This window comes from Lysinibacillus sp. UGB7 (assembly GCF_049058285.1).
Lineage (GTDB): Bacteria > Bacillota > Bacilli > Bacillales_A > Planococcaceae > Lysinibacillus > Lysinibacillus sphaericus_B.
This window is the reverse complement of record NZ_JBMGUV010000016.1, coordinates 83,640-108,865: the sequence shown is the minus strand read 5'-3', so window position 1 is coordinate 108,865 and position 25,226 is coordinate 83,640. Positions and strand designations below refer to the sequence as shown.

The following is a 25,226-nucleotide window of genomic DNA, read 5'->3' as shown; positions in this document are numbered from 1 at the left end:
AAATGAAAAAAACCTTACAGTCAAATTAGACTGTAAGGTTCATGATTATGATTAGTCTTCATGACGTCGAGGTGCTCTCGAACGACCACCTTGACCTTGACTTTGACCTTGTCCACCTTCACGGCGACCTCCGTCTCGACGTCCGCCATCTCGGCGACCTCCACGATCTCCACCGCGGCGTTCTCCGCTTCGTCCGCCTTCTCGACGGCCTCCGCTGAAGTTACGACCTCCACGGCCTCCGCGATCTCCACTGCGGCCTCCGCCACCGCCAGAACGTTCACGACGCATTGGTAATGGACGCTCTTCTGTAATTGTTACAGGTGTATCATCAGGCTCTTTTGTTAATGAGCGTAATGCAGCAGCAACTACATCTGTTGCATCATGGTTTTCAAGTATTTCTGCAGCAAGAGTGCGGTATTCACCTAAGTCATTGTTAGTAACAAGACCCTCAAGCGTCTCAACAGCTAAACGTTGTTGACCAACCAATGCTTCGTCAGTTGTTGGTGGACGAAGTGGCGTCATGCGTTTTTTCGTAGTATCTTCAACGATACGTAGGTAACCCATTTCACGTGGTGTTACGAAAGTGATTGCTGTACCCGATTTACCAGCACGACCAGTACGTCCAATACGGTGAACGTAAGATTCTGGATCTTGTGGAATATCGAAGTTGTAAACATGCGTTACGCCTGAAATATCAAGACCACGAGCAGCTACGTCCGTTGCAATTAAAATGTCAATTTTACCCTCTTTGAATTGGCGTAAAACTGAAATACGTTTCGCTTGGCTTAAATCACCATGAATACCTTCTGCAAGGTAACCACGTACGCTTAGCGCTTGTGATAATTCATCAACACGGCGTTTTGTACGACCAAAGATAATCGCAAGTTCCGGTTTTTGAACATCTAATAAACGAGATAACGCATCAAATTTCTCACGTTCAGTCGCTTTCACGAAGAACTGCTCGATATTTTCAACTGTCATTTCTTTTGCTTTAATTTTAACTACTTCTGGGTTGTTCATGAAAGTTTCAGCAATTTTACGAATAGCTGGTGGCATAGTAGCTGAGAACAATAACGTTTGACGGCTAGATGGCACGCTTTCTAAAATTGTGTTAATGTCATCGATGAAGCCCATGTTCAGCATTTCATCCGCTTCGTCTAGTACAAGTGTTTGAACTTCGTCTAATTTAAGCGTACGACGATTAATATGGTCTAAAATACGCCCTGGTGTACCAACAATAATTTGTGGCTTATTTTTCAGTGCACGGATTTGACGACCAATTTCTTGACCACCGTAAACTGATAATAATTTAACACGTTTGTCGTAACCTAATTTATATAGTTCTTCTGAAACTTGAATCGCTAACTCACGAGTCGGAGCGATGATTAAAGCTTGGATTGCAGGGTTTTTAGGATCGATTTTCTCAATAAGTGGAATACCGAATGCTGCTGTTTTACCAGTACCAGTTTGCGCTTGACCTAAAACGTCGCGGCCTTCCATTGCAAACTTGATAGTACCTTCTTGTATTGGTGTTGCTTCTTCAAATCCCATACGCTTTAGTGAACGTAATGAAGATTCGCTAATATTTAATTCTGAAAAATTTGTCAAACTTCTCAATCTCCTTTTTCCTTTATAAGTTGACAAATGGTTACATTTTCAGATGAAGTTGTCGGCAAATTCGAGCCTGTGGTGTGGAACGTTTCCGTTACTTAAAAATTCTCTCTACGTGGATGTATCGTGTAGAGCTCTCTTATATGAAAAGGAAAGCCCGGTCTTTACCGAGCGGTTCAATTCTGTCGTAATTATTCACTTAGAATAAAACCGTTATGTTCAAAAAAAAGCACTCTTCAACCAAATCATGAAGAGTCTTCGCACAAAATGTATCCATTGCTTACACTAGTCTATCACGTGAATCAGTCGTATGCAACGATAACGCATGAGTCGTAATAATCTGACTACTTATTGACCCTTTAAAAATTCAAGAACCCTTAAAAACCAAGCAGAGCAATCCTCGCCATAACAAATATGATGCTTGCCATTATCAGAAAAATACAAATGTTTGTCTTTCGAGGCAAGTTGATCATACAAAAATTGTGCCGTATGATATGGTACAATACCGTCTAATTTTCCCTGTATTATAAATACTGGATTTTTTATATTTTTATAATACGGCGCTACCGCTTGAACGAGTTTCATAAATTCAATTGTTGCTGATAAGGGCACGTTGTTAAATTTACTGCGATAACGTAAAAACAGTTCATTATTAGAAAGATTGCGATGGTAAGCCTCTGTCGCCAACATTTTAAAATCCTTAACAAGCTGCTTTGGACTCACGTACCTCGCGGCCGCACTAAGTAACACAAGCTTTTTCACTTTATAACGTTTCGCCAAGTATAAAGCGATAATGCCACCCATCGAAAAGCCAACTATTATTACTTCATCCACCTTTTTCGCAAGTGCACGAAAAGCTAGTTCAGTATCCATTAGCCAATGTTTTGCTGTAAAACCTCGCATATGCAATTCTTCACCATGTCCAGATAAGGTGGGCGTCTCAATCAACCAATCTGTCTGCGCCCGTAAATAAGCTGTAAATGGTTCTACTTCGTAAGGTCCACCTGAAAATCCATGTATACACAGCACCCCTACTGTCATTACCTCACCCCTAAAAAACACTAGTCTGACAACTAGCAACTGTTAAATTAATCGCATACTAATGAATGTCAGGACACCTAATGCAGGGAATTCGAGATGATTAAAACGTGTCGTTCAATCATTATTATGTACCCTACTATTTTTTATATACTAAAGTTCACACCGCCCTATGAAGCCCTTAGCGTAACTATATCCTGCTGACCTCAACGACTACAATAAGAAATTCTAGACATCCAGCAAGCGCTGAGAAATGCTAAGTAACACGTAGCGCTTCAAGATAAAAACTAAACGCTCCGTATCCACAGCAAAAAAATCTATAGTCTGCTTAAAAAAATTTATCGATGAGGTCCGACCCCATCGATAAATTTTATTGCGTAAATGCTTTTAAAATGTTTTCTAACTTCATGCCTCTTGAACCTTTTAATAAAACGATGGATTGTTCATTAGCTTTGTGTAACTTTTCAATAATCGGTGCATAATCTTCTTGCGAGTAAATTAAATGTGCCGCATCAAAACGCTCTTTTAACACCTCATTCAAATAAGCCATGCGTGGTCCATATAAGCAAACGTAAGAGATCTCTTCTACATGAATATCTAGTGATAAGTCTTCATGGAAGCTCTGTTCATTTGAACCCAGCTCTAGCATATCACCTAGCACAAGCCACTTTTCTGAGCGAATCGTTGTCGTTGATACAAACTGAATAGCAGCCCTCACCGATGTTGGTGCCGCGTTGTAAGCATCATTAATGAACAATGCACCATTTGTACCCTGTACTTGTTGCATGCGCATATCAGTTAAGGCCACTTGCTTTAGCGATTTCCGTATTTGGTCATCGTTTAAACCTAAGTTTTGTGCAATTAGCATAGCAATCAGTGTATTTTTCACCTGATGCTTGCCTAATACGGAAATAAAGAAGTCCCCTTCAATTACACCATGTGTCGTGAAACTACTTCCGTTAGCTGTCGCTTCTATATTCTCTGCATACAATAAATCTCCAGGCTCTAAACCAAATGCCTGTGACTTTAAATTCCCCTCTTGTACAACTAATTCGTGCAATAACGGCTCATCGCCGTCATAGAAAAGTACACCGCCGTCTTGCATACCTTGAATAATTTCAAATTTCGCCTTGGCAATACCTGCACGCGAACCTAAATCTTGCATATGTGCCTCGCCAATATTCGTAATAACTGTTAAATGCGGGCGTGCTAACTTCGTTAAAAATTCAATCTCACCAAAACCACTCATACCCATCTCAAGCACAGCGACATCGGTATCTTCATCAAGCTGTAATATTGTTATTGGCAAACCTAGCTGATTATTAAAGTTCCCAATGGTTTTTTGCACCTTAAAAAAAGGCGCCAGTGTGCCTGCTAAAATGTCCTTCGTCGACGTTTTACCATTCGACCCCGTAATCCCTATAAACTTTGCCTTATGCTCACTGCGATAGGCACGTGCCATCTGTTGTAATGCCTGTTCAGGATCATCGACAAACAGTAGCGGAATTCCTGCTGGCGGATTCGGTTCATCTCTTTGCCACAGTGAAGCTCCTGCACCTTTTTCAAATGCTTGCAAAACAAATTTATGGCCATTTGCTTGCTCTCCACGAAATGGCACAAATAAGTCACCTTGCTGAATCGTTCTTGTATCAATAGAAATCCCTGATACAATCGTGTCACCGAAAGCTGGCACTTCATCATCTAACCATGCTGCTAATTGCTTTAATGTCTTTTTCACAATAATCCCACTCAGTCTTTTTTATAGTGAAGCTGTTGTTTTTCCTCATATCGCTCAATCGCTAGCTCAATTAAACGATTAATAAGCTCTGGGTAACTTACATTTGTATGTTGCCAAAGAAGTGGATACATACTTACAGGGGTAAACCCAGGCATTGTATTCACTTCATTGATATAAACCTCGTTATTCGCTGTAACAAAGAAATCTGCACGTACTAAACCGCTTCCATCTAGAATTTTAAAGGCACGTTTCGCATAATCCATTAAGTTTGCTACAACTTCTTTAGACAATTCTGCAGGGATGATAAGCGCTGTCGACCCATCTTTATATTTGGAGTCATAATCATAAAACTCTGTCACCGGCTTAATCTCACCTGGTACAGAAACTTCCGGAAAATCATTCCCCAATACACCAAGCTCTATTTCACTTGCCACGATTCCTTGCTCCACTACGATTTTGCGGTCAAATTGTAAGGCTACTTCAATTGCCTTTATAAGTTCTTCACGATTTGACGCCTTACTAATCCCAACGCTTGAGCCTAAGTTGGCCGGTTTTACGAACATTGGCCAAGATAATTGTTCTTCACAGCGTGCTAAAATGGCTCCCCGTTCATTTGCCCACTCACTGCGAATGAAATACGTATACGGCACTTGTGGTAAACCTGCAATTTCAAATAATTGCTTCATGATTACCTTATCCATACCTGCTGATGATGCTAGCACACCATTCCCTACATACGGAAGATTTAAAACTTCAAGTAAGCCCTGTACTGTACCATCCTCACCATTTGTTCCATGTAATAGTGGAAAAATCACATCGAACTTTACTGCTTTACTATTGTCGTCGATTAAAAAATCTGAAATATTGTTTTCTAAAATAATGGCATCATCACCAAATTGTAATTCTTCAATTGTACTTGCAGGTTTTACTAGGCGCTGACCTCGTCGCCATTCCCCATCAAGTGTAATGAAAATCGGATATACTTCATACTCCTCGAAATTTAAAGCCCCAGTGACTGCACATGCCGTCGACAATGACACCTCATGTTCCGCAGATTTTCCTCCGTATAATAAACCGATTCTTTTTTTCATTTTTGTGCCCTCCACATACTTCTTGAGTACTATTAGTTTATCACGAAACGGCTTGACTAATGACATAAAAATCTCACCGTGATTTTGACGGTGAGATTTAAGTATCCTATTCGATTCACGTTTAAAAGGTGAATGAGCGTTAGGTTAAATAATATGAATCAATTCATCGTGTTCGTTTTTCAAAATCGCATTTAAATCATCCCACACTTCATCTGGGAAAGAGTAATCTGATAGGTTGCGAATTTCAATGCCATACGCTGCTTTAGGTTTTTCAATACGATAGAGTGACAATAGTGCCCCGTCTTTAGCGAAGGAGCGATAAGCTCTCAAAAACTCTGGTGTGATTGAAGGCGTACTGGATTTCACTTTTCGACGCCAAAAGCCCGTGCTACGTTCTTTTTCACGTATTAAACTATTAAAAACATTGGCAACTAGCAAATCTGAATCACTTAAATGACGAAAATAAACTTTCGTCATTTTTTCCACATCCGAAGAATAATAGACAAAGCGGTTTTGTAATTTATTAAAAAATGGAGAAGTAATTGGTTCTTTTTTATGACTTAGGTAAAGTAACTCCCCTTGCTCCATAGGTGTCAGCTGATTTAATTTTTTCTCATCCATAAAGTCTATCCAACACAATTCTTTTGACTCAGTCGCTTTCTTTACAAAATGAGAAACTTCTTCATCTGATACATAGTCAAACTGTGTATGCATATTAAACGACCCATCTTCATAAGAATGTTTCAATAACAGTAAGTGATGCAGTGGATCTAAAGAAGCTACGAATTGCGAGAGCTTAAGGCCACTAAAAATGACGAATTTATCGACATCATTCATATGAACGTATATATGGTACATAAAATCTTCAGCTGACTTCAATTTCTTAGCCACAACCATCACCCCATTCTTCATATCATTATAAAACTAAACTGTAATTTTTTGAAACATTTTATGCTTATTGTCGTCACAACAATATACGTAGCCGGAAATACGTTTTTTGCGTTATAATGATAATGTTGTATATGCGTTAGCGCACATATTTTTATACTATTTTATTTTAGGTGGCTTTTATGGAAAATAAACGAAATTTCGCGAATCGTTTCGACTGGACACTCGCTTTTATACTTATCACTTTCCTTGTCATTAGCTTGTTAGCTATTGCATCGGCGCAAACTTCAGGACAATACGGCATTAACTATGTACCTAAGCAACTTCAATGGTATGTGATTGGTGCATTTATTATTGGTATTGTCATGTTTTTCGAACCAGATCAATATAAAAAAATGGCGTGGTATATGTATGGAGCCGGTATCGCTCTCTTAGTACTACTTATTTTCATGCCTGAAGGAGAAGGGCAAATTGGCGCACCTGTTAACGGTGCTAAAAGTTGGTTTCATACACCTGTAGGGAATATTCAACCCTCTGAATTTATGAAAACATTTTACATTTTAGCACTTGCACGGCTAATTAGTAAGCACCATGAGGTCTATTCATTAAAATCTTTAAAAACTGACGTCATTTTATTAGCTAAAATCAGTGTAACCTTGATTATACCACTTGCTATTATTATGAAGCAGCCAGACCTTGGTTCAGCGCTTGTATTCTTTGCTATCACCGCTGCACTTGTTATTGTTGCAGGCATCTCTTGGAAAATAATTTTACCGACTTTCGTCGGTGGAGCTGCACTTGGTGGTACTCTCCTATGGATGGCACTCTATATGCAGGATTTCTTAGAGAAAACATTCGGCTTTAAGGCTTATCAGTTTGCCCGTATTTATTCGTGGCTTGATCCCTATTCCTATTCATCAAGTGATGGCTACCATTTAATTACTTCATTGAACGCCATTGGTTCAGGTGAAATTTTCGGTAAGGGATTCCGTGGTCGTGAAGTTTATGTTGCCGAAAACCATACCGATTTCATCTTCACAGTTATCGGTGAGGAATGGGGCTTTATTGGTGCTAGTATCGTTATTTGTATATTCTTCTTGTTAATCTATCATTTAACGAAAACAACACTTTTATTAAAAGATCCGTTCTCAACGTATGTATGTGCTGGAATAATCGCCATGATTACGTTCCACGTCTTTGAAAACATCGGTATGACCATTCAGTTACTTCCGATTACAGGTATCCCGCTGCCGTTCATTAGTTATGGAGGGAGCTCATTGATGGGGAATGCACTTGCTATAGGACTTGTCTTTAGCATGCGTTTCCATTATCGCACTTACATGTTCACTACTCACGATGAAGATGATTAAAGTCCACAGACAGATACCAAGATATAGGAAATGGGTAGTCTCAATTTTAGGAGACTACCCATTTTCATTTTAAACGAGTTAAGCTTGAACTTGCGGTGTTTGCGTTGGCGGTGTGAGTACTTTTAAAAGCTCAAGTCGAGACTTTGTTACAGTAGCTTGCACACCCAACTTCGATAAATTCGAAACAATCTTTTTCAAATCTACTTCCTTCGTCATACGTTCCACCTCAATCTTTCCTCGAATTTTATAACGTTTCATTTACAAAAAAGTTTCAATGTATATGTGTAAGAGGTCTGACAAGTATATCTTTCTCTATCATACCATTTAACTTGACTTTATAGTTTTTCAATTTTGTTACAATGTAAATTTTATTTACCTGTTAACTCTTACTTCCTGTTACATACCCCACATCGGTATGTAACCTATAAATATTATACTGTAGAACCAAACGATGGTGCTATATGACAAATGATACAAATCAATCGAATGGCTCGAAAAGGTCATTTACTCTCCCCTTGATTTTTTCTATAACTAAATTATTTACATACCGCGCCATATTTATGCGCACAAAAAAATTCCCCCCTTCATAAATCAAGTATATTTAAAATAAAGAGTGCTCCTTGTAAAGTAATGTTGCCAATCACAGAAATAATCTTTAACAACATGCTGATGAGCTGTCCATCGTTCCCTTGTAATAGCAAGAACAAGAGAGGTAGAATATACATACTGAAATATCGTAAGAAAGCAGGGAACTGTATTATGAAAAAGGCTATTCTATTGTTAATGTCCGTTCAATTTCTGGTCTATCTAGGTTTCGGAATTATAATTCCTGTTTTACCAGAGGTTATTGTCCAGCAGGGCTGGGATGATATACACGTGGGTGGTTTACTGACTGTGTATTCACTCGCAAGTTTTTTTACTGCACCACTTTGGGGAATGCTATCAGATAAGGTAGGGCGCAAACAACTCATTTTATTGGGTTTAATAGGCTTTAGCCTAAGTTTCGTTATTTTCTCTTTGTTTATTGATAACTTAGCTATTCTATACATATCACGCGTTGTAGGTGGCTTATTTTCAGGCGCACTATACACAGCCGTAACAGGCTTTATTAGTGATATGTCTAGCGAGGAAGATCGTAATAAGTACATGGGTCTAATGGGCATGTCCATCGGCCTTGGATTTATTTTTGGTCCCGCTATTGGCGGTATGCTTGGGCATTATAGCTTGCAATTACCTTTTATTGCTTCTGCAGTTTTAATCGCACTATTATTTATTTATGCAAGTATCGTCTTAAAAGAACCGGAAAAACGAAAAGATTCAAAAAAACGAGCAATTGTGCCAAAGGGTGCTGGCAAGATGCTTCAATACCGAGTACGTTATTTATTTATGTTCTCTTTTTTAGTGACATTTATGCTAGCTGGTGTAGAGGCTACCTTCCAACTATTCCAAATTGACCGTATTAACATTACACCATTACAGATTGGTTATTTGTTTATGTTTAGCGGCTTTGTGGATGCGGCTATTCAAGGTGGTGTCGTCAGACGCATTAAAAATGGCACTGAGACCTCTTGGTTAATTGGTGCTCAAATTGTTACAGCAGTTGGTATGCTTTTATTTACGTTAACTGCTAATTTAGCCATAGCTGGGCTAGCACTTTGTGTCTTTACTGTTGGGAACGCACTTGCAAGAACATGTATCGTCTCTCTTTCTTCCAAAGAGTCTGGCGGTCAATATGGCACTGCGGCAGGTCTTTCTTATTCAATGGATAGTTTGGGTCGTATTCTTGGCCCGCTATTCTTCACATGGTTGTTCACAGTGGAATCTAATCTGGGTTATTACATTGCAGCAGGCATTGCATTTGTATCTATCACACTAATTTTTATCTATAAATCATCAAATAAATCTTTACGACTTGAATAATTTAGCTGTTAAAAGGCGTAACCTATAATAATTCACAACTTTATATAGTCAATCAAATACCTAAAAAAAGTATATGGAGCGTATGTAAAGAATATTGAATGCTTTTATGTGTAAAATCGGAGGGCTTTACATGAACAAAATAACGAATCTTTTACTTCCTAAAGAGCTAGAAACGTTTCGTAGTGAAATTGAAGAGACACTTCGTTCAACAGTGATTATCTCGCCCTACAAACGTTCAACTTCGTTAACGGAAAGTAAATTTGCTGGTGAACCTTACTTACCTTATTATCAAGCATACCCAAAAGATATTACAGGTGAGCCGATGCGTCTATTAGCGCAAATAAATTTTGCAGAAATGCCACTGCTACAGGATTTTCCTACGCAAGGCATTCTTCAATTTTTTATTTCATCCAATATATTTGCTAACGCTGCGCATTACCATGAGGATATTTTCCAGCAGTTTTATAAAATACGATTTTACCCATCAATAAATACCGACATAGCTGCTCCTATATGTGAGACAACTGTGAATGCATCAAATGATTGGTTCCCTATTAACCAGGAGCTGGCCTTACAATTCAGGCACGAACATGAACCTGTTTCCGCTTTAGATTACCGTGCACCACACTATTTACCGAACCTAAAACCAAATCAGGATGACGTTAATTTACATGAAATATATTTACAGCATTTTTTAGGTGCTGGGGCAAAAATAGGTGGTTACGCATATTTTTTAGAGGAAGATATACGTCATGAATCACAGTTACTTCAGCGCTATGATATTCTGCTACTACAAATTGATTCAAATGACGAATTCGGCATTATGTGGGCTGATAGTGGTGTAGGAAAATTCTTTATCAACCGCGACAGACTACTTCAAGAAGATTTTTCAGATATATTATTCCAATGGGAACATTATTAAATACTGGATTACCTTGAACTAGCTTTCAAGGTAATTTTCTTTCTTGATGCAAACTATTCATGTATCTTCTTTCATTCTACCTGTGAAGTAAGCTATACTAAATATATTGGAAATATAGTAAAGGCAGGTGCAGGAATGAGCATTTTTACAAATGTAGAATATCTAGTACCTTTAATTTTAACAATAAATATATTATCAGCAATGACTATTATATTTTTAGAACGTAAAGATGCTACTTCTACTTGGGCATGGATTCTAGTACTATTTTTCCTGCCATTAGCTGGGTTTATTTTATATTTATTGCTTGGACGGCAATTGCGAAAAAAGCATTTGTTCCGTTGGGAAGGTCGCAAGGATATTGGCATAGATACCCTTATTAATTATCAAAAAGAAACTATTCGCGACGATACGTTTGAGTTCCGTATCGACAATGCAGAAAATTATAAAGAAATGATTTATATGCATTTAAAAACAAATAATGCCGTACTAACACAGGACAACCACATCACTATTTTAGATGATGGCGCCGATAAATTTGAGCAGCTCCTTCGTGATATTGAGGCAGCAAAAGATCATATCCACATTCAATATTATATCTTTCGTCTAGATAACTTAGGAACTCGTATTATCGATACACTTATCAAAAAGGCTAAACAAGGTGTGAAAGTACGACTCTTATATGATGAAATGGGCTCACGTAATGTGAAAAAGCGCCATTTTAAAACGCTACTTAGTGCAGGCGGAGAAGTAGAAGTGTTTTTCCCATCTATTTTACCACTGCTGAATCCGAGGCTAAACTTCCGAAATCACCGTAAAATCGTGGTTATTGATGGCCGAATTGGTTATATAGGTGGTTTTAACGTCGGAGATGAATATCTTGGCCTACATAAGAAATTTGGCTACTGGCGGGATACGCATTTACGGATTGAGGGAAGCGCCGTGCATCCATTACAAACGCGCTTCTTGCTGGACTGGAACCAGGCATGTGCACAACAAAAAATGGGCTATTCAGACCGCTACTTTCCAGCAATTCCTAAAAAAGGTGATGTAGGCTTACAAATCGTATCAAGCGGTCCAGATTCCGAGTGGGAACAAATCAAAATTGGTTATTTAAAACTAATTAATATGGCAAAAAAATACATTTATATTCAAACACCCTATTTTATTCCCGATGTTAGTTTTTTAGATGCCATAAAAATTGCCACACTTTCAGGAATCGATGTTCGGATTATGATTCCGAACAAACCTGACCACATGTTTGTATATTGGGCTACATACTCGTATGTTGGACAATTACTTGGTGCAGGGGCAAAGGTTTATATTTATGAAAAAGGGTTTATTCATGCTAAAGCCATTATTATTGATGATGAAGCGTCGACAGTCGGAACAGCAAACCTTGATGTTCGAAGTTTCAGCTTAAACTTCGAAGTGAATGCCTTTATTTATGATTCTACAATTTCCCACCAGTTAGCCGAAATATTTGAAAAAGATATTTTTGACTGCACTGAATTAACATGGGAAATGTACCAAAATCGTTCGAGTTTGATCAAATTTAAAGAATCCATTTCACGTTTACTAACGCCGATCCTATAAAACGAAACGTTAACTGTTATGAAAGTTCATAAATCCATAAAAAAGAGGTTATCTCGATTTCTAACGAGACAACCTCTTTCTTTTATTTAACACCTAAATATTCTTCTAACGTTATATTTTGCTTTTTAATTTCTTTGGCAACATCGATGCCAACATAGCGGAAATGCCACGATTCATACATGTAGCCCGTAATGTCTTCTTTATTTTGAGGGAATCGCAAAATAAAGCCATATTCCTGAGCATTCTCCACTAACCATTTCCCTGCTGGTGTTTCTCCGAATTCTTCAGTAAGCCATACATCTTTATTATCCCGTTCTCCAATATCAAAAGCTAAGCCCGTTTGATGCTCTGAATAGCCCGGACGCGCACTATAACGATCGGCAGCAGCCTGCCCATCACGATTGACGTAGTTGTTGTAGAGCGTTGTTTGATATTCGAAAGAGCGATAACCACTAAATGCTACTAAATCGAAACCCTTTAGTTTCTTCGCAGCAGCCAGCATTTTATCTAGTGCTTGGCTTGCCTCTGGATTTACATCAGGCGCAAAAGTCGATGGAAGCGGATAGATTTTATTTGCCAATAAAATACCATTAATGTACGTTGGCTCTGTTGGTAAGGTTTGGTTCGGTATATAGCCATTTTCGTCAGGTTGTTGTTCTGGTTGTTCTACTGGTTTTGTTGGACGATCTGCTGTTTCTGGTTTCTCCGTTGCTGGTGTATCTTTTTTATTTGCCTCTGTTACTGGTTGTTGCTCATCTGACGCCACATTTACTTGATTATTTTTATAGTAAACGACTACGATAATAGATATTATTAACGCCACTGAAATAAAAGCACCAATGATGAGTGGTAGACGATTGTTTTTCACTGTATTTGCCCCTTTTACATTTATCCCTTGTTAATGGGTTGTTAGGGCTCCCTACTTTTAAAATGGATATGTAAGTGGGAGCTCCAGTATCGCACACCCGATTAATGAACACATACAAGTCCCCCATTTCCTATGGTACCGTATGTGTAAACCACATCTTGTAAGCTTTTCATCATTTATCGGTAGCGAGGAATGCACACGAGGATTTATTAACTCCTACGTCGAGTATTTTCGCTGATGAAAGCCTCACTTTATCCATATAGTATTATTTTAACACCTTTCACATTTTTTAGTGTAATATTTTCGAAATTATTCTTTTGTTAATCTGTAATAATAATATAAAGTACCACGACTGAGGCAATAGTGAAAAAAATGGCCATATACTTCATCCATTTTGCTTCTTTCACATACCCTTGCTCCTTAAAACTCTTAGCGCGGAAAGCATTTGATAGAGCAAACATTATAGTCATTGCAAGTACCGCAAAATTAAAATTACCCATAATTATACATACAATAGCCGCAATACTGAAAAAAGCGACGAGCATTGATGATAACCACTTTGTGTTCATCCTTTTGTCCCCCTAAAAAAATCGAGGCTACACAAGCGCCTCGACATACATTTTTTTATGATGTTGCTTTTTCGGGATGCTCCGAATAATATTTTCGTCCAATATAAGTTTGAATAATCAGTAACGCACCACTTACAGACCAGTAAAGCGGTAGAGCTGCCATAGAAGACATTGAGATAAAGACAATCATAATTGGTGAAATATAAATAAACATTTTCATCTGTGCTTTTTGCTGCTCTGGTACCGTCCATAGTGACACACGCGCTTGCACTAGATAAACAATACCCGCGATAATCGTCATAATGATATCAGGTGAACCTAGGCTAAACCATAAAAACATATGTGATTTTACATCGGCTGAATATAAAATCGAAAAGTAAAGACCCATAATAATTGGCATTTGAATCAACATCGGTAAGCAACCCATATTCAATGGATTAACACCATGCTTTTTATATAATGCCATCATTTCCTGTTGATGCTGCATTTGTTCTTCTTTTGTCTTAGCTTCCTTCATCTTTTTCTGAACTTCTTCCATTTCAGGCTTGAAGGCATCCATTTTAGATTTCATTATTTGCTGTTGACGATAGTTTTTCAACATAATCGGCATTAAAACTAAACGAATAAGCACTGTAATAGCGATAATCGCTAAACCATAGCTACCTGAAAATATATCATTCCCGAAAAACTCAAGTAAAAATTCCATAGGCTTCACAAAAATACTATAGAAAAAGCCTTCTTTGTTCTGAACTGCTTGACAACCACTAAGGACAAATACCACAAGACCAAGCATTGAAAATAGCTTTAAATTTTTCATTTTTCCACCTACTATTATTTTTCAACTAATGTGAAGTATACCTTATAAAGACTACCTTTATCAAATAGCAAGTGCTACTAATTCAATTACTTCTAGGCTTCATCGTAAGCTTTTTGATATGAAGTAAAAATTCCATAAAAAAAGATGCGAGTTTAGCATCGCTAACATGTCCGCATCTTCCTATTTGTTCAAATATTGCTTACAAGGTCATACTACTGTTTGAGACAATTAATAACTACTATATATTTTGAAGCTCAGACTCAGCCATTTCAAAACGATAAAATTCGTGATGTAACTCGTCACGGAAATGTTTAGGTGTTACGCCTGTGTATTTTTTAAAAATACGCGTAAAGTAACTTTGGTTACAAAAATGGAACTGATCTGAAATAGAAGTTATACTTTTATTTGTATGGCGCAAATAGTATTGAGATTCCTCTACACGGCGAACATTTAAATATTCAACAAGAGTAATACCCACATGTTCTCTAAATATACGCGATAAGTGGCTTGTACTAATATGGAAGTTATTTGCGATACTCTCGACTGTTAAGTCATTCTCTAATTCATCGTTTATATACATTATCACCTTATTGACAGTCTGGTGACGGAAAGTTGGCTGCTTGCGATCAGCGATAAAATAAACGAAGAAATCAATTAAATCGTCTGCGAATTGTAAAAATTCTGCATCTTTCATTTGATTTTCTATCATATCATTACAGGCTATATTAAAGGCAAAAGCTTTTTTCGAAGGTACTTGATTGTCAAGTAATTTACGAGCAACAATCGACGACAAAACGGAAAAATAACTTCGAACAATTTTAATGACTTGCTTGCCAAAACGTATTGAAAGAATATCAATTAACTCATGCAATGATTTCTTAGCCTTTGCACATTCTAAGTGATAAATTTCAAATATTAATTTCGACTCAATATTAAAAAATTCTTCTACACCGATATATTGATTAATATTATCGATTTCTTGGAAGTATCTTTTTGATATCGTTTCTGACATTGAATGTTGATGTAGTTGCATAATCTTCCCCATCTTTCCTCAGAGTGCACGAATTACTTTACAATATTTTACAAAAATCTACGTAATTGCAAATAAGAAAATAGCATTTACTTATTTTGGTATGAATTGAGTCCTATTTCACAAGTATATATTGACTATAACCTTAAAAATAATCCAACTAAAACACCATTTGTAATAAAAATAGACTATACAGAGGATTTTACCATATTCTGCGATTTCCTTTCAACCACATTTTATCCCCTTCACTAGTTCTTATTTATCACACAGCCATAGTAGAAACCTAGTAAACATACTTATAACCAATTAAATATTACCATATATATAATAAAAAAAATTAGTAATTAATTAATTTTTGTTACATATTATGTAAAAAAAATTACATCTTTTGATTTCACATTCGACATTTCTCTATTTTATTCCTAAATCTTCTCTATATAATTTATACGAATATGTAGTAAAATAGATGATAATACTATTTTTAAAAGTTCAAAACGAGGTGTTAATAGTGGATCCAAAACAAATAGAAGAAATTATGGAGATTATTAAGGAGTTTTTCCCAGAGAATACTTCAATCGCAATTTCCGACACAAACGAATACTTGTATTACCAGCCTAGCAAAAAAGTTGATTTAAAAATCAAGCCAGGTGATCCTATTAAAGAAGGTTCAGCTGCACATAAAGCTTTAAGCTACGGACAAAAAATCAGCACCTACATCGAACCAGATGTATTTGGCGTTGCCTATTTCGGCATGAGTATCCCTTTAATGGAAGAAGGCGAGACAAAGGGTGCTATTACTGCAATTTTCCCACAAAAGCCATCAGCATTTTTAACAAATTACATCACAATCAAAATTGATGATTGTTGGTATCCAATTAAGCATGATCAAGTCATTTATCTTGAAACACAGCTTCGAAAAACGTTCGTTAAAACAATGGGGCGCGAAGGGTATCACCGACTAAATTTAAGTGATCTTGAGCTATTCTTAGCACCTGATTCATTTATTCGATGCCACCGTTCATATATCGTAAATATTGACTTCATTGATGAAATTCAACCAGACTCACATTCCACTTTCTTATTAATCATGAAAGATGGTACACGCATTCCTGTTAGCCAACGCTATGCAAGCTACTTCCGTCGCTCTTTAGGTTTCTAATTTTTTATAAATACAGTAAGCATTTTACTTTAAAGTGCTTGCTGTTTTTTTCTATTTATTAAGAATTTAATGTCAGTTCAAAACAAACGACGCTATAATAAAACGTTTTCTCTGTCGAAAAATCATTCTTATGCTCGAATTTCCTTTTTTTAAACAGTTTAATGCTATTTATGAAGTAATTGTGACAGTTTGGTGATAGTATTATTCAAATGGTTGGTGCTATACTACAACTGAATAAACAGAAAATTCTTATAAGTTTTTTCTTGTTTTGTTATCGGTTTCCATCAAAACTTTTAGGGGAGGATTTTTTTAATGGATGCAATTATTCAAAAACGTTTAGGTTTAAAAGAGCTTGAAAGTAAAATCGTTACAGCTGATGTAGCTGCAGCACTTATTTCTGATGGTGATGTAGTTGGTATGAGTGGTTTCACTCGTGCTGGGGATGCTAAAGTGGTTCCAATGGCATTAGTAGAACGCGCAAAAAATGAAAAATTCAAAATTGATGTATATACAGGTGCTTCTTTAGGCCCAGAAGTAGATAAATATTTAGCTGAGGCTGGCGTTATCCGCAAACGCGGACCTTTCCAAGGCGATGCAGGTATCCGCAACCTGATTAACTCTGGTGATATCCAGTATGTAGATGCACACCTTTCACATAACGCTGAATTAGTTCGTCAAGGAATTATGGGCCCAATTAAATATTTAATTCTTGAAGCTGTGGCTATTACCGAGGATGGCTTAATTATTCCTACAAACTCTGTAGGTAACTCACCTATCTTCGCTGAGTATGCTGAAAATATTATTATCGAGTTAAATATCTCTCACCCAGAAGCTTTAATCGGTATTCATGATATTTACGTACCTGCTGAGCAAGGTGAACGTGAAGCAATTCCGATGACAGATGCTACTCAACGTATTGGCGAAATCGGTATTAAAGTAGACCCGGCTAAAATTAAAGCAATCGTTATTTCAGAAGAACCAGATGCTCCTTCATTAATTGTTCCTCCAGATGAAGAAACACAAAGAATGGCGAACATTTTATTGGACTTCTTCCGCGATGAAATTAAAGCAGGTCGTCTAACTAACAAATTAATGCCATTACAATCTGGTGTAGGTTCTGTAGCAAATGCTGTACTTGATGGCTTCGCTGATTCAGAATTTGAAGATTTAGTTGTTGCTTCTGAAGTACTTCAAGATGCTGTATTCAACTTAATCGATGCTGGTAAAGTTAAATTTGCAGCTGCTACTTCAATTACACTTACTGAAGAATTACAGAAAAAAGTTTATGGTAATTTAGAAAAGTATGCTGATAAAATTTGCTTACGTCCACAAGAAATTTCTAACCACCCAGAGCTTATCCGTCGTTTGGGTTTAATCTCAATCAACACGGCTCTTGAATTAGACATATACGGTAACGTAAACTCTACTCACGTATCAGGTACTCGTATGATGAACGGTATTGGTGGTTCTGGTGACTTTGCGCGTAATGCTCGTCTAGGTATCTTTGTAACAAAATCATACGCAAAAGGCGGAGCAATCTCTTCAATCGTACCAATGGTTTCTCACGTGGATCACACTGAGCATGATGTAGACGTTATCGTTACTGAACAAGGTATCGCTGATTTACGCGGGCTTGCGCCAAAAGAACGTGTACAACTTATCATCGAAAACTGCGCTCATCCAGATTACAAAGAGCAATTATGGGATTACTACAACCGTGCTGTAGAAGCAACTGGTAGCCATCAAACACCTCATATTTTAGAAGAGGCTCTTTCTTGGCATGTTAATCTTGCTAAAAACAAAACAATGAAAAAAGAAGTTGTAAAAGCTTAATTTTCCATTATAACGCCTACTAAGTTCATTTCGACTTAATAGGCGTTTTTTTATTGCCAAAAATGGTATAATAAAGTGAAAACTTTGATCGGTGGGGATATAGGATTCCCCACCGATTATTAATGATTTCTGCAAGACCTGATAAGCTTTATATGTGTTGTTTTATCGACTAGGGTGCACGATTTCCTCCAACTGTGTTGTGAAGTGAAAATGTTAGCATCCCTTTGTATGGATAAACCCACTATGTCGTAATTTGTAACAGGAGGAGTTATGAAGAAATTTATCTATGTGATTATATTCTTTTCATTTTTTGACTTATTTACTCAGCTTCCTGTGATGAGTACATATGCAGAATCTTTAGGCGCATCTGCTTTTTTAACTGGGCTTGCTGTTGGCATGTATTCCCTTTCTAATACGTTTGGGAATATTATTTCTGGGTTTTTAACCGATCGTAAGGGACCTTTTGTGATTTTAGTAATCGGTCTTTTAACTACAGGGCTCTCGTTAACACTTTATAATTTAGTAGCAGAACCATTTGCTTTACTGGCAGTACGCTTTGTACATGGATTGGTAGCAGGTTTTATTGTCCCAGCTGCGTTTACATTCTTAGCAAATGCAACCGAACAAGAAAAACGTGGTAAAGGTAGTGCTATTTCAGGTGCATTCGTGGGAATAGCAGCTATCATTGGACCAGCCTTTAGTGGTATTTTAGCAAGTCGGACGAGTGTACCTTTCGTTTTTAATATTACAGCAAGTTGTATGCTACTTTTAGGTATTCTAGCTACATTTCTACTTAGATCAAGCCAAGTTAAAAAGGAAAAAACTGCACCAAGTATACATATACCCATTAGTGTATTTTTCACTAATAACGGGACGTTAAAAGCTTTTTCAGGGGCATTCTTTTTAATGTTTTCACAGGGCGTTATTGCCTATCTACTCCCTTTAAAGGTACAATCTCTAGGCTTTGATTCGCGATTAAGCGGCACACTAATGAGTGCATTCGGCATTATTGCTGTACTAGTATTTATCTTGCCTAGCAATCGTATTTTTGACAAAGTCACACCGGTTAAAACGTTGTCGCTTGGTATTAGCTTAATGGGTATAAGCCAAATACTTATCAGTCAAGCCGATTCCAATACATTACTCTATATTGCGATGGCTTGCTATGGTATTGGTTTTGGTTTCTTATTTCCTTCAATAAATTCACTATTGATTGACTCGACGACAGTTGAAATTCGAGGAAAAGCATATGGTTATTTTTATGCCTTCTTCTCATTAGGCGTTGTACTGGGCTCCTCGTTGCTAGGTTGGCTTTCACTCGGTATTACCAGTGGGTTTATTTTCACAGGAATAGTATTGATAGGCTTTGCTATTTTCACTCTAATCCCCAAAAGAAAACCTTCTCATAGTTAAATGAGAAGGTTTTCTTTAAATAGAAGTATCTATATGAACCCGTTGATTTCCGCTACGGCGGACGCTTTTTGCGGGCATGGCTTCAGTTTCCTCGTCGCTACGCTTCTGCGGGGCCTTTTCGCTCATGCTTTTCCCGCAGAAGTCGCCGCTTGCGCTCCAATTAACTCGTGTACGTTAAGTTGGACGACCAAGTATTGATCTTATCGTTCTATTTTACATGACATTTATTCAATATATATTTGGTATTCGTTCTATACATCATTCCATTAAAGAAATCCAAAAGAACATGGTGTATAGTGACATGAAACAAGTCTATGCGCGACTAAAAGAATCGATGGAACGTGTATTTGCGGATGTGTAAGAAAAAGCATAGTATGCGTTGGACAACCTTGTACTACTCTCGTTAGGGGCTATTGTAACTAATATTTCTGATAAAAATTTCAAAAGGTATTCGGAACGTGATTATTCCGAATACCTTTTGTCGTCAATCTGAACCTTCTCATGGTTAAATGAGAAGGTTTTTTGTTACTTTTCTTTTTCCTGGATTTCTTCGTTATAAAAATGGACGCCTGTATGTCCGCCACCTTCAGCAACCATTTCATTTGATGCTAACTTTGTTGGCGATGTCCCTGCTTCTGTCGCTACCTCAGTAGTTACACGTTCAGCGATTCTGCCATCCATATTAACATTTGATGTATTCAAATAAGATTCAAATTTGGATTTAGCACTACTTAACATATTCAATGCCTTATCTCGATTTTCTTTTTTACTTAAATAAGATGCCGCTAATCCTGCTAATCCTGCAAGTACAACACCTGACCCTTTACGTTTTGCCATTAAAAATCCCTCCTAGAAATATAGAAACTGGCCTTATAATATAGCTTTTCCCTATTTTTAGAGGTCTAAACATTATTTTTCGCTTTATATAACATATCAAGATGCGGCAAGCTATCATAGATATACGGTTCTGAAACTTGCTTGAAACCAAATGAGCCATAAAATGCTTTTAAATATTGTTGCGCCTGAATGAAAATCTCTGAACCTGGCCATTCTTTTTCGATTGTCTTTAAAGCTAACTCTATCATTTCCTTACCAAGCCCCGTGCCACGAACTTCTTGCTTTGTGATAACACGACCGATCGATGCCATAGTAAATTTTTCACCGGGCGGTAATAAACGTGCATACGCGAATATTTCCCCATTTTTAACATATGATATATGTATAGAGTTTTGATCATGATTATCTAAATCCTCATAGCATGATTGTTGTTCAACAATAAATACATTTACTCGTAGCTGAATAATTTTATACAATTCTTCCGTCGTTAATTCATTATACGTCTGTATTTTCCAAGACATTATCTATCACTCTCCCACTCGATATTATCGCACAATTCTAACTTTTTTTCGTTAACCAACTCTATTTTGTAATTTATTATGATTATAAATGACAAACTAAGGGAATTAATTAATTATTACAATTAATAGGAGGATGATTTGTGTGAAAGATTTAGACTTGCTATACGATTGGGTAGATATGGCTTCATTATTGGGAGGAGCAGGCTTCTTAACTTTTCTAATTTACAGTGTAATTCTACTATAAGGAGCGTATGAAATGATTTCTGTAAAAACTAAAAAGGCAATCCGCTTACTAGCACAAGGCTACTAGCAGATTGCCTTATTTTTTTCATAGTCCCCTCTATAGACACCCTATTAGTTTTGCTCGACATATTGTCAAATAGATGTCTTACAGAGCTCTACCTTATTGTTTTACATCATTATAGGCATCGGATTTATCAAATGCCGCAACTACATACGAACATACTGCTTCCATTTTATAATCGTTTTCACGTGCATAATCAGCTGCACGATCTAACAATTTCTTCGCCACCCCTTGACCACGGAGCTTGTCTGAAACATATGTGTGATCCATTACCATCACTTGCCCCTTTTGTTGCCAAGTAATCTCTGCTAATCTTTCGCCTTCTTGCTCAAACACAAAAGCAAGCTTGTTCGATGCTTCACTCTGTAATCGGAATTCCATTTCTCACCACTCCTTTTTTTCATAGTAACATAGCCTGTTGTTATTCTTCAAAGATAGTGCAACGTTGCTTTGATTGGATTTGCACACGTTTACTTACTAACAATGGCGGCAATGCAAGTCCCTCTATGAGAGTTTAAAACGATGCACTTCCCCAGAAACCTGGAAACACAATGTGCGTAACTTATCCTGTTCATATTCTTATACCAACTAAACATAAAAAGCTCACTGCCATTGTGACAGTGAGCTTTACTTTCTTTAGTTAAACCAAGATGAAATGGATTCTTTTAAATTGGCAAAGAAATTTTTCACACCCGCCCAGAAGCCTTCATCTTCCATCAGTGCACCGAATTTTTCTTGTAACGTATTACTAATATCATTTAATTGATCTGACCATTTACTAAAGTCAATGTCTAGTTTACTAATTTTGTCCATCAAATCGATTAGCAGCTGTCTATCCGTCTCGCTTAATTTTATCTCGAGTTTGTTTAACTGCTCTTGCACGATTTTTTCAACATCTTCACGTGTTGCCGGTTTTGATTCTGCTATTTGTTTTTTTATTTCTGTTAGCAGTTCTGCAACCTTCGCATCCTCTATTCCCGATGATTGTGCAAGAGATGTTGCAACTGATAACTCCTCATTGGCAACGTCTGTGCGCTCAATATCTAAAGTTTCACCCGTTTTCACTTCATAAGCTTTATAAATCCCTACAAGCGCTGAATGACCTGTTACAGCCTTTGGCGCGGCTACTTGTACTGTCGCATCCTCGATACCAGCTGTCAGCATAGCATTCGCATACATTTCAGACGTTACTTGTGTAATATTTGAGGGTGTGACAATCTCAATAACCAAGCCTTTCCCAGCATCCTTGCGAGTAATTTTTGCAGAGGAATACATGCGTGAACTTGCATTACTGTCTTTAATGTATTTAGTTAAGTCTTCTCCAGATACTGTAATTTCTTCGATTTCAGGTTCTTCGTTTACTTTTAATGATTCTTTAACAGATTCTTTTTCCGTCTCTGATAAGTTTGCACCATAGACCACAATTGGTACGCCAAGTTTTTCATCAATTGCTTTTGTTGTCGAATTATCCGCGGCAAATCCTGTTACTGGTGCCATCACACCAAATACTAACATAGTAGCAGTTAGCACTTTCAGCCATGTTTTTTTCAAATTGTGTGACCCCTTTCGCTTGAAAAATCATCTAGCCTGTATAATGTAGATCACTATACAACTATTAGTACGAAAAAATGACGAGAAGGTTTCAAACAGTCTCTCGTCATTCGTGTGATATTAATTGAAGGATTATAAAATCCATTGCACGTCTACTTAATACTTTTACAGTTAAAACAAATCACTGTTAGAAATTAAATTTCTTCCGTCCAGCCATCTTGTTGTTTTATTTTACCGGCCTTCATTAATGTACCCAGTGCACGTTTAAATGCCGCTTTACTCATCTTGAACATTTCTTGAACTTCTTCCGGTGAAGACTTATCACCAAATGGCATTTTGCCACCCACATCTTGTAAATAGCTTAGAATTTTCTGTGCATCACCAGTAATACGTTCGTGTTTACGTGGTAAAAGTGAACCGTTCATGGAGCCGTCCTCTTTGACGTCAATAATACGTACCTCTATATCTTGTCCAAGACGAGGTTCTGCATAACGCTCTGATTCATGAACAAAAATGCGGTATGGTGCTTCCACACCTAGTAAAAATGACCCTACTGGCAATAAACGATATGGTCGGGCTTTAATATTTTTATTGTGCAGATCTTCAAATGCACCCTCATATAGCTCCAATATTTTTTCTTCAGTTGCTAAACGTCCAAATAAATCTCCATTGCGATCTGTGCGCAATGTCATAAATAAATGGTCGCCCACTGCTGGCCAAACCTCTTTAATGGCAGGTAGATCCTCTGCTTTTACTAGCACTTCACGTGATGTCCCAATATCAACGAAAGCTCCTTCATGTTCGACCACTCTTAGTACGCGCGCCCAGCCATATTCGCCTTGCGCAAATGTTGGAATAGCTGTTGTAGCCGCTAAATCTCCACGACGGTCTGTGAATAAAAATACTTGAAGGCGATCTCCTATTGCAAGTGGTTCTGTGACCTCTGAAGCATTTAAAGGTAGTTCAGCTACCCCATTGGTTAAGATCCATTTCGATGCTTGTTGCTCTAATACAGTAAGCGTTACAACTTCACCTGATTTTAATTCGTTCATAATGTCTTCCTTTCCTTCACACCATCATTTTCGCAAACTATTTTACTTCGTACGACTAATGGGTACTAAGAGGCCCACTCCAAAACAACAGGATAGTGGGAAATCCAGTACCCCTAAGTAACCGATTAAAGTTTTACTTTATAGGTTGTGCTGTGATCTAGATGCCTCTAATTTTTTTGCGATGTCTGGATTTTCTTCCATTACCTGCACAAGATCAGCAATTCGATCGATTGAATTCCAACTAAGATGGTGCTCAATTCCTTCTACATCATTGTAAATACGTTCTTCATCTACACCAATGATTCGTAAAAATTGCTCTAGTAGTTCATGGCGTTGCACAAGACGTTTTCCAAGTTTTTCCCCTTTTGGCGTCAATGTAAGGCCACGATATTTTTCATAAACTAAATAGCCATCTTTATCTAATTTTTGAACCATTTTCGTAACAGAAGAAGGAAGAACAGATAATGCTTCCGCTATGTCAGACACACGAGCATATCCTTTATTAGCGATTAATAAATATATTTGTTCGATATGATCCTCCATACTTGGTGTTGGCATATCCAATTCCCTCTCTTTCTTTTTCTTACTCTCTAGTTTACTACAAGCTTACCTTAAAAGTTAACTGAAAATACATAACCACAGCAATCCTTGTCATTACACATAAAAAGAGCCGACCTCATATGAAGTGGGCTCTACTCATGCCGTGGATACTTATTCACTACATGTAATGCACGAATAATCTCCCTGTTGATCAGCTCAATATTTTCTGGAGTATTCATTTTTTTAAATGCTTCATCACGCGCGTTCATAAATGTAACATACTTACTAGGCAAAGCATTTAGAGCGATTGCAACTGTGTCGAACTCACAGATTTCACATTTACAAAATGTTTGATATTCTGGCCCTCGTAAAAGAAAACTTACTAAGCCACGTACAATTTCCTCTGTAACATTTACTAAAATAGGTTGTGACATATAAAACTTTCGCCTCATTTATAATTAATTGTTACATTGTTCCCAACATATATTAGCACTAAACAAGGGCTTTTTCAAGAATAGCTAGTAGCATCTACATCAACAATATTTACTAATTACAAATGGT

Annotated in this window: 24 protein-coding genes and 1 pseudogene; 8 read left to right on the top strand and 17 right to left on the bottom strand. The window is 37.3% G+C overall.

The genetic code is table 11. The features are described from left to right. Positions 1-51: 51 nt before the first annotated feature. From ACOMCU_RS15670 to ACOMCU_RS15650, 5 genes are all read right to left on the bottom strand, one after another. Complete coding sequence (locus ACOMCU_RS15670) at positions 52-1,608, bottom strand: DEAD/DEAH box helicase (protein WP_010860320.1); 1,557 nt, start codon at positions 1,606-1,608, stop codon at positions 52-54. 351 nt (positions 1,609-1,959) lie between these two features. Then, positions 1,960-2,652, bottom strand: a complete 693-nt coding sequence (locus ACOMCU_RS15665) for an alpha/beta hydrolase (RefSeq protein ID WP_010860321.1) — start codon at positions 2,650-2,652, stop codon at positions 1,960-1,962. 367 nt (positions 2,653-3,019) lie between these two features. Beyond that, entirely contained in the window at positions 3,020-4,387 is a 1,368-nt protein-coding gene (locus ACOMCU_RS15660) for a UDP-N-acetylmuramoyl-tripeptide--D-alanyl-D-alanine ligase (protein ID WP_421050619.1), read from the bottom strand. An 11-nt stretch (positions 4,388-4,398) separates the two neighbouring features. Then, complete coding sequence (locus ACOMCU_RS15655) at positions 4,399-5,478, bottom strand: D-alanine--D-alanine ligase (RefSeq protein WP_010860323.1); 1,080 nt, start codon at positions 5,476-5,478, stop codon at positions 4,399-4,401. Positions 5,479-5,622: 144 nt separating this feature from the next. Next, complete coding sequence (locus ACOMCU_RS15650; RefSeq protein WP_010860324.1) at positions 5,623-6,375, bottom strand: hypothetical protein; 753 nt, start codon at positions 6,373-6,375, stop codon at positions 5,623-5,625. Between the two features lie 173 nt (positions 6,376-6,548). On the opposite strand from ACOMCU_RS15650, the gene ACOMCU_RS15645 reads away from it, so the two are divergent. After that, positions 6,549-7,736, top strand: coding sequence for an FtsW/RodA/SpoVE family cell cycle protein (locus ACOMCU_RS15645; RefSeq protein WP_010860325.1), 1,188 nt, complete (start codon positions 6,549-6,551; stop codon positions 7,734-7,736). 78 nt (positions 7,737-7,814) lie between these two features. Here the strand turns inward: ACOMCU_RS15645 and ACOMCU_RS15640 are convergent, their stop codons facing one another. Further along, entirely contained in the window at positions 7,815-7,952 is a 138-nt protein-coding gene (locus tag ACOMCU_RS15640) for an Lmo0850 family protein (protein ID WP_010860326.1), read from the bottom strand. Between the two features lie 543 nt (positions 7,953-8,495). Between ACOMCU_RS15640 and ACOMCU_RS15635 the strand changes: the two genes are divergently transcribed. The 3 genes from ACOMCU_RS15635 to cls all read left to right on the top strand — a co-directional run bounded on the left by ACOMCU_RS15635 (position 8,496) and on the right by cls (position 12,171). Then, positions 8,496-9,656, top strand: a complete 1,161-nt coding sequence (locus ACOMCU_RS15635; RefSeq protein WP_010860327.1) for an MFS transporter — start codon at positions 8,496-8,498, stop codon at positions 9,654-9,656. 130 nt (positions 9,657-9,786) lie between these two features. After that, positions 9,787-10,578, top strand: coding sequence for a YwqG family protein (locus tag ACOMCU_RS15630; protein ID WP_010860328.1), 792 nt, complete (start codon positions 9,787-9,789; stop codon positions 10,576-10,578). Positions 10,579-10,713: 135 nt separating this feature from the next. Beyond that, on the top strand, positions 10,714-12,171 hold the full coding sequence (gene cls, locus ACOMCU_RS15625; protein ID WP_421050618.1) for a cardiolipin synthase: 1,458 nt from the start codon (positions 10,714-10,716) through the stop codon (positions 12,169-12,171). 82 nt (positions 12,172-12,253) lie between these two features. Here the strand turns inward: cls and ACOMCU_RS15620 are convergent, their stop codons facing one another. The 4 genes from ACOMCU_RS15620 to ACOMCU_RS15605 form a co-directional block, all read right to left on the bottom strand. Further along, the gene (locus ACOMCU_RS15620; RefSeq protein WP_421050617.1) at positions 12,254-13,039 is read right to left on the bottom strand and encodes a M15 family metallopeptidase; all 786 of its coding nucleotides are present in this window, start codon (positions 13,037-13,039) and stop codon (positions 12,254-12,256) included. A gap of 320 nt (positions 13,040-13,359) precedes the next feature. Next, positions 13,360-13,608 (bottom strand): hypothetical protein, encoded by a 249-nt coding sequence (locus tag ACOMCU_RS15615; protein WP_010860331.1) that lies wholly within the window; start codon positions 13,606-13,608, stop codon positions 13,360-13,362. A 55-nt stretch (positions 13,609-13,663) separates the two neighbouring features. Next, positions 13,664-14,425 carry a membrane protein insertase YidC gene (yidC, locus tag ACOMCU_RS15610; protein ID WP_010860332.1) on the bottom strand — a complete coding sequence of 254 codons (762 nt, stop codon included), beginning with the start codon at positions 14,423-14,425 and terminating at the stop codon, positions 13,664-13,666. A gap of 238 nt (positions 14,426-14,663) precedes the next feature. Then, the gene (locus ACOMCU_RS15605) at positions 14,664-15,458 is read right to left on the bottom strand and encodes a helix-turn-helix transcriptional regulator (RefSeq protein WP_010860333.1); all 795 of its coding nucleotides are present in this window, start codon (positions 15,456-15,458) and stop codon (positions 14,664-14,666) included. 505 nt (positions 15,459-15,963) lie between these two features. On the opposite strand from ACOMCU_RS15605, the gene ACOMCU_RS15600 reads away from it, so the two are divergent. From ACOMCU_RS15600 to ACOMCU_RS15585, 4 genes and pseudogenes are all read left to right on the top strand, one after another. Continuing rightward, the gene (locus ACOMCU_RS15600) at positions 15,964-16,614 is read left to right on the top strand and encodes a LytTR family DNA-binding domain-containing protein (RefSeq protein ID WP_010860334.1); all 651 of its coding nucleotides are present in this window, start codon (positions 15,964-15,966) and stop codon (positions 16,612-16,614) included. 312 nt (positions 16,615-16,926) lie between these two features. Then, entirely contained in the window at positions 16,927-18,447 is a 1,521-nt protein-coding gene (locus ACOMCU_RS15595; RefSeq protein WP_219363163.1) for a succinate CoA transferase, read from the top strand. A 270-nt stretch (positions 18,448-18,717) separates the two neighbouring features. Then, positions 18,718-19,860 (top strand): MFS transporter, encoded by a 1,143-nt coding sequence (locus ACOMCU_RS15590; RefSeq protein WP_421050616.1) that lies wholly within the window; start codon positions 18,718-18,720, stop codon positions 19,858-19,860. 181 nt (positions 19,861-20,041) lie between these two features. Then, positions 20,042-20,155 (top strand): annotated as a pseudogene (locus ACOMCU_RS15585) (transposase); the annotation flags it as partial. A gap of 230 nt (positions 20,156-20,385) precedes the next feature. On the opposite strand, the gene ACOMCU_RS15580 reads toward ACOMCU_RS15585, so the two are convergent. The 7 genes from ACOMCU_RS15580 to ACOMCU_RS15550 all read right to left on the bottom strand — a co-directional run bounded on the left by ACOMCU_RS15580 (position 20,386) and on the right by ACOMCU_RS15550 (position 25,099). Then, entirely contained in the window at positions 20,386-20,697 is a 312-nt protein-coding gene (locus ACOMCU_RS15580) for a hypothetical protein (RefSeq protein ID WP_010860337.1), read from the bottom strand. A gap of 65 nt (positions 20,698-20,762) precedes the next feature. Then, positions 20,763-21,218, bottom strand: coding sequence for a GNAT family N-acetyltransferase (locus tag ACOMCU_RS15575; RefSeq protein ID WP_010860338.1), 456 nt, complete (start codon positions 21,216-21,218; stop codon positions 20,763-20,765). A gap of 403 nt (positions 21,219-21,621) precedes the next feature. Further along, a complete protein-coding gene (locus ACOMCU_RS15570; RefSeq protein ID WP_010860339.1) occupies positions 21,622-21,903 on the bottom strand; it encodes a GNAT family N-acetyltransferase in 282 nt (93 codons plus the stop codon). Between the two features lie 255 nt (positions 21,904-22,158). After that, positions 22,159-23,073 (bottom strand): DUF1002 domain-containing protein, encoded by a 915-nt coding sequence (locus ACOMCU_RS15565; protein WP_010860340.1) that lies wholly within the window; start codon positions 23,071-23,073, stop codon positions 22,159-22,161. A gap of 194 nt (positions 23,074-23,267) precedes the next feature. After that, positions 23,268-24,125 carry a S1 RNA-binding domain-containing protein gene (locus ACOMCU_RS15560; protein ID WP_421050615.1) on the bottom strand — a complete coding sequence of 286 codons (858 nt, stop codon included), beginning with the start codon at positions 24,123-24,125 and terminating at the stop codon, positions 23,268-23,270. A 138-nt stretch (positions 24,126-24,263) separates the two neighbouring features. After that, the gene (gene mntR / locus ACOMCU_RS15555) at positions 24,264-24,683 is read right to left on the bottom strand and encodes a transcriptional regulator MntR (RefSeq protein WP_010860342.1); all 420 of its coding nucleotides are present in this window, start codon (positions 24,681-24,683) and stop codon (positions 24,264-24,266) included. Between the two features lie 134 nt (positions 24,684-24,817). After that, entirely contained in the window at positions 24,818-25,099 is a 282-nt protein-coding gene (locus ACOMCU_RS15550) for a late competence development ComFB family protein (RefSeq protein WP_010860343.1), read from the bottom strand. Positions 25,100-25,226: the final 127 nt, after the last annotated feature.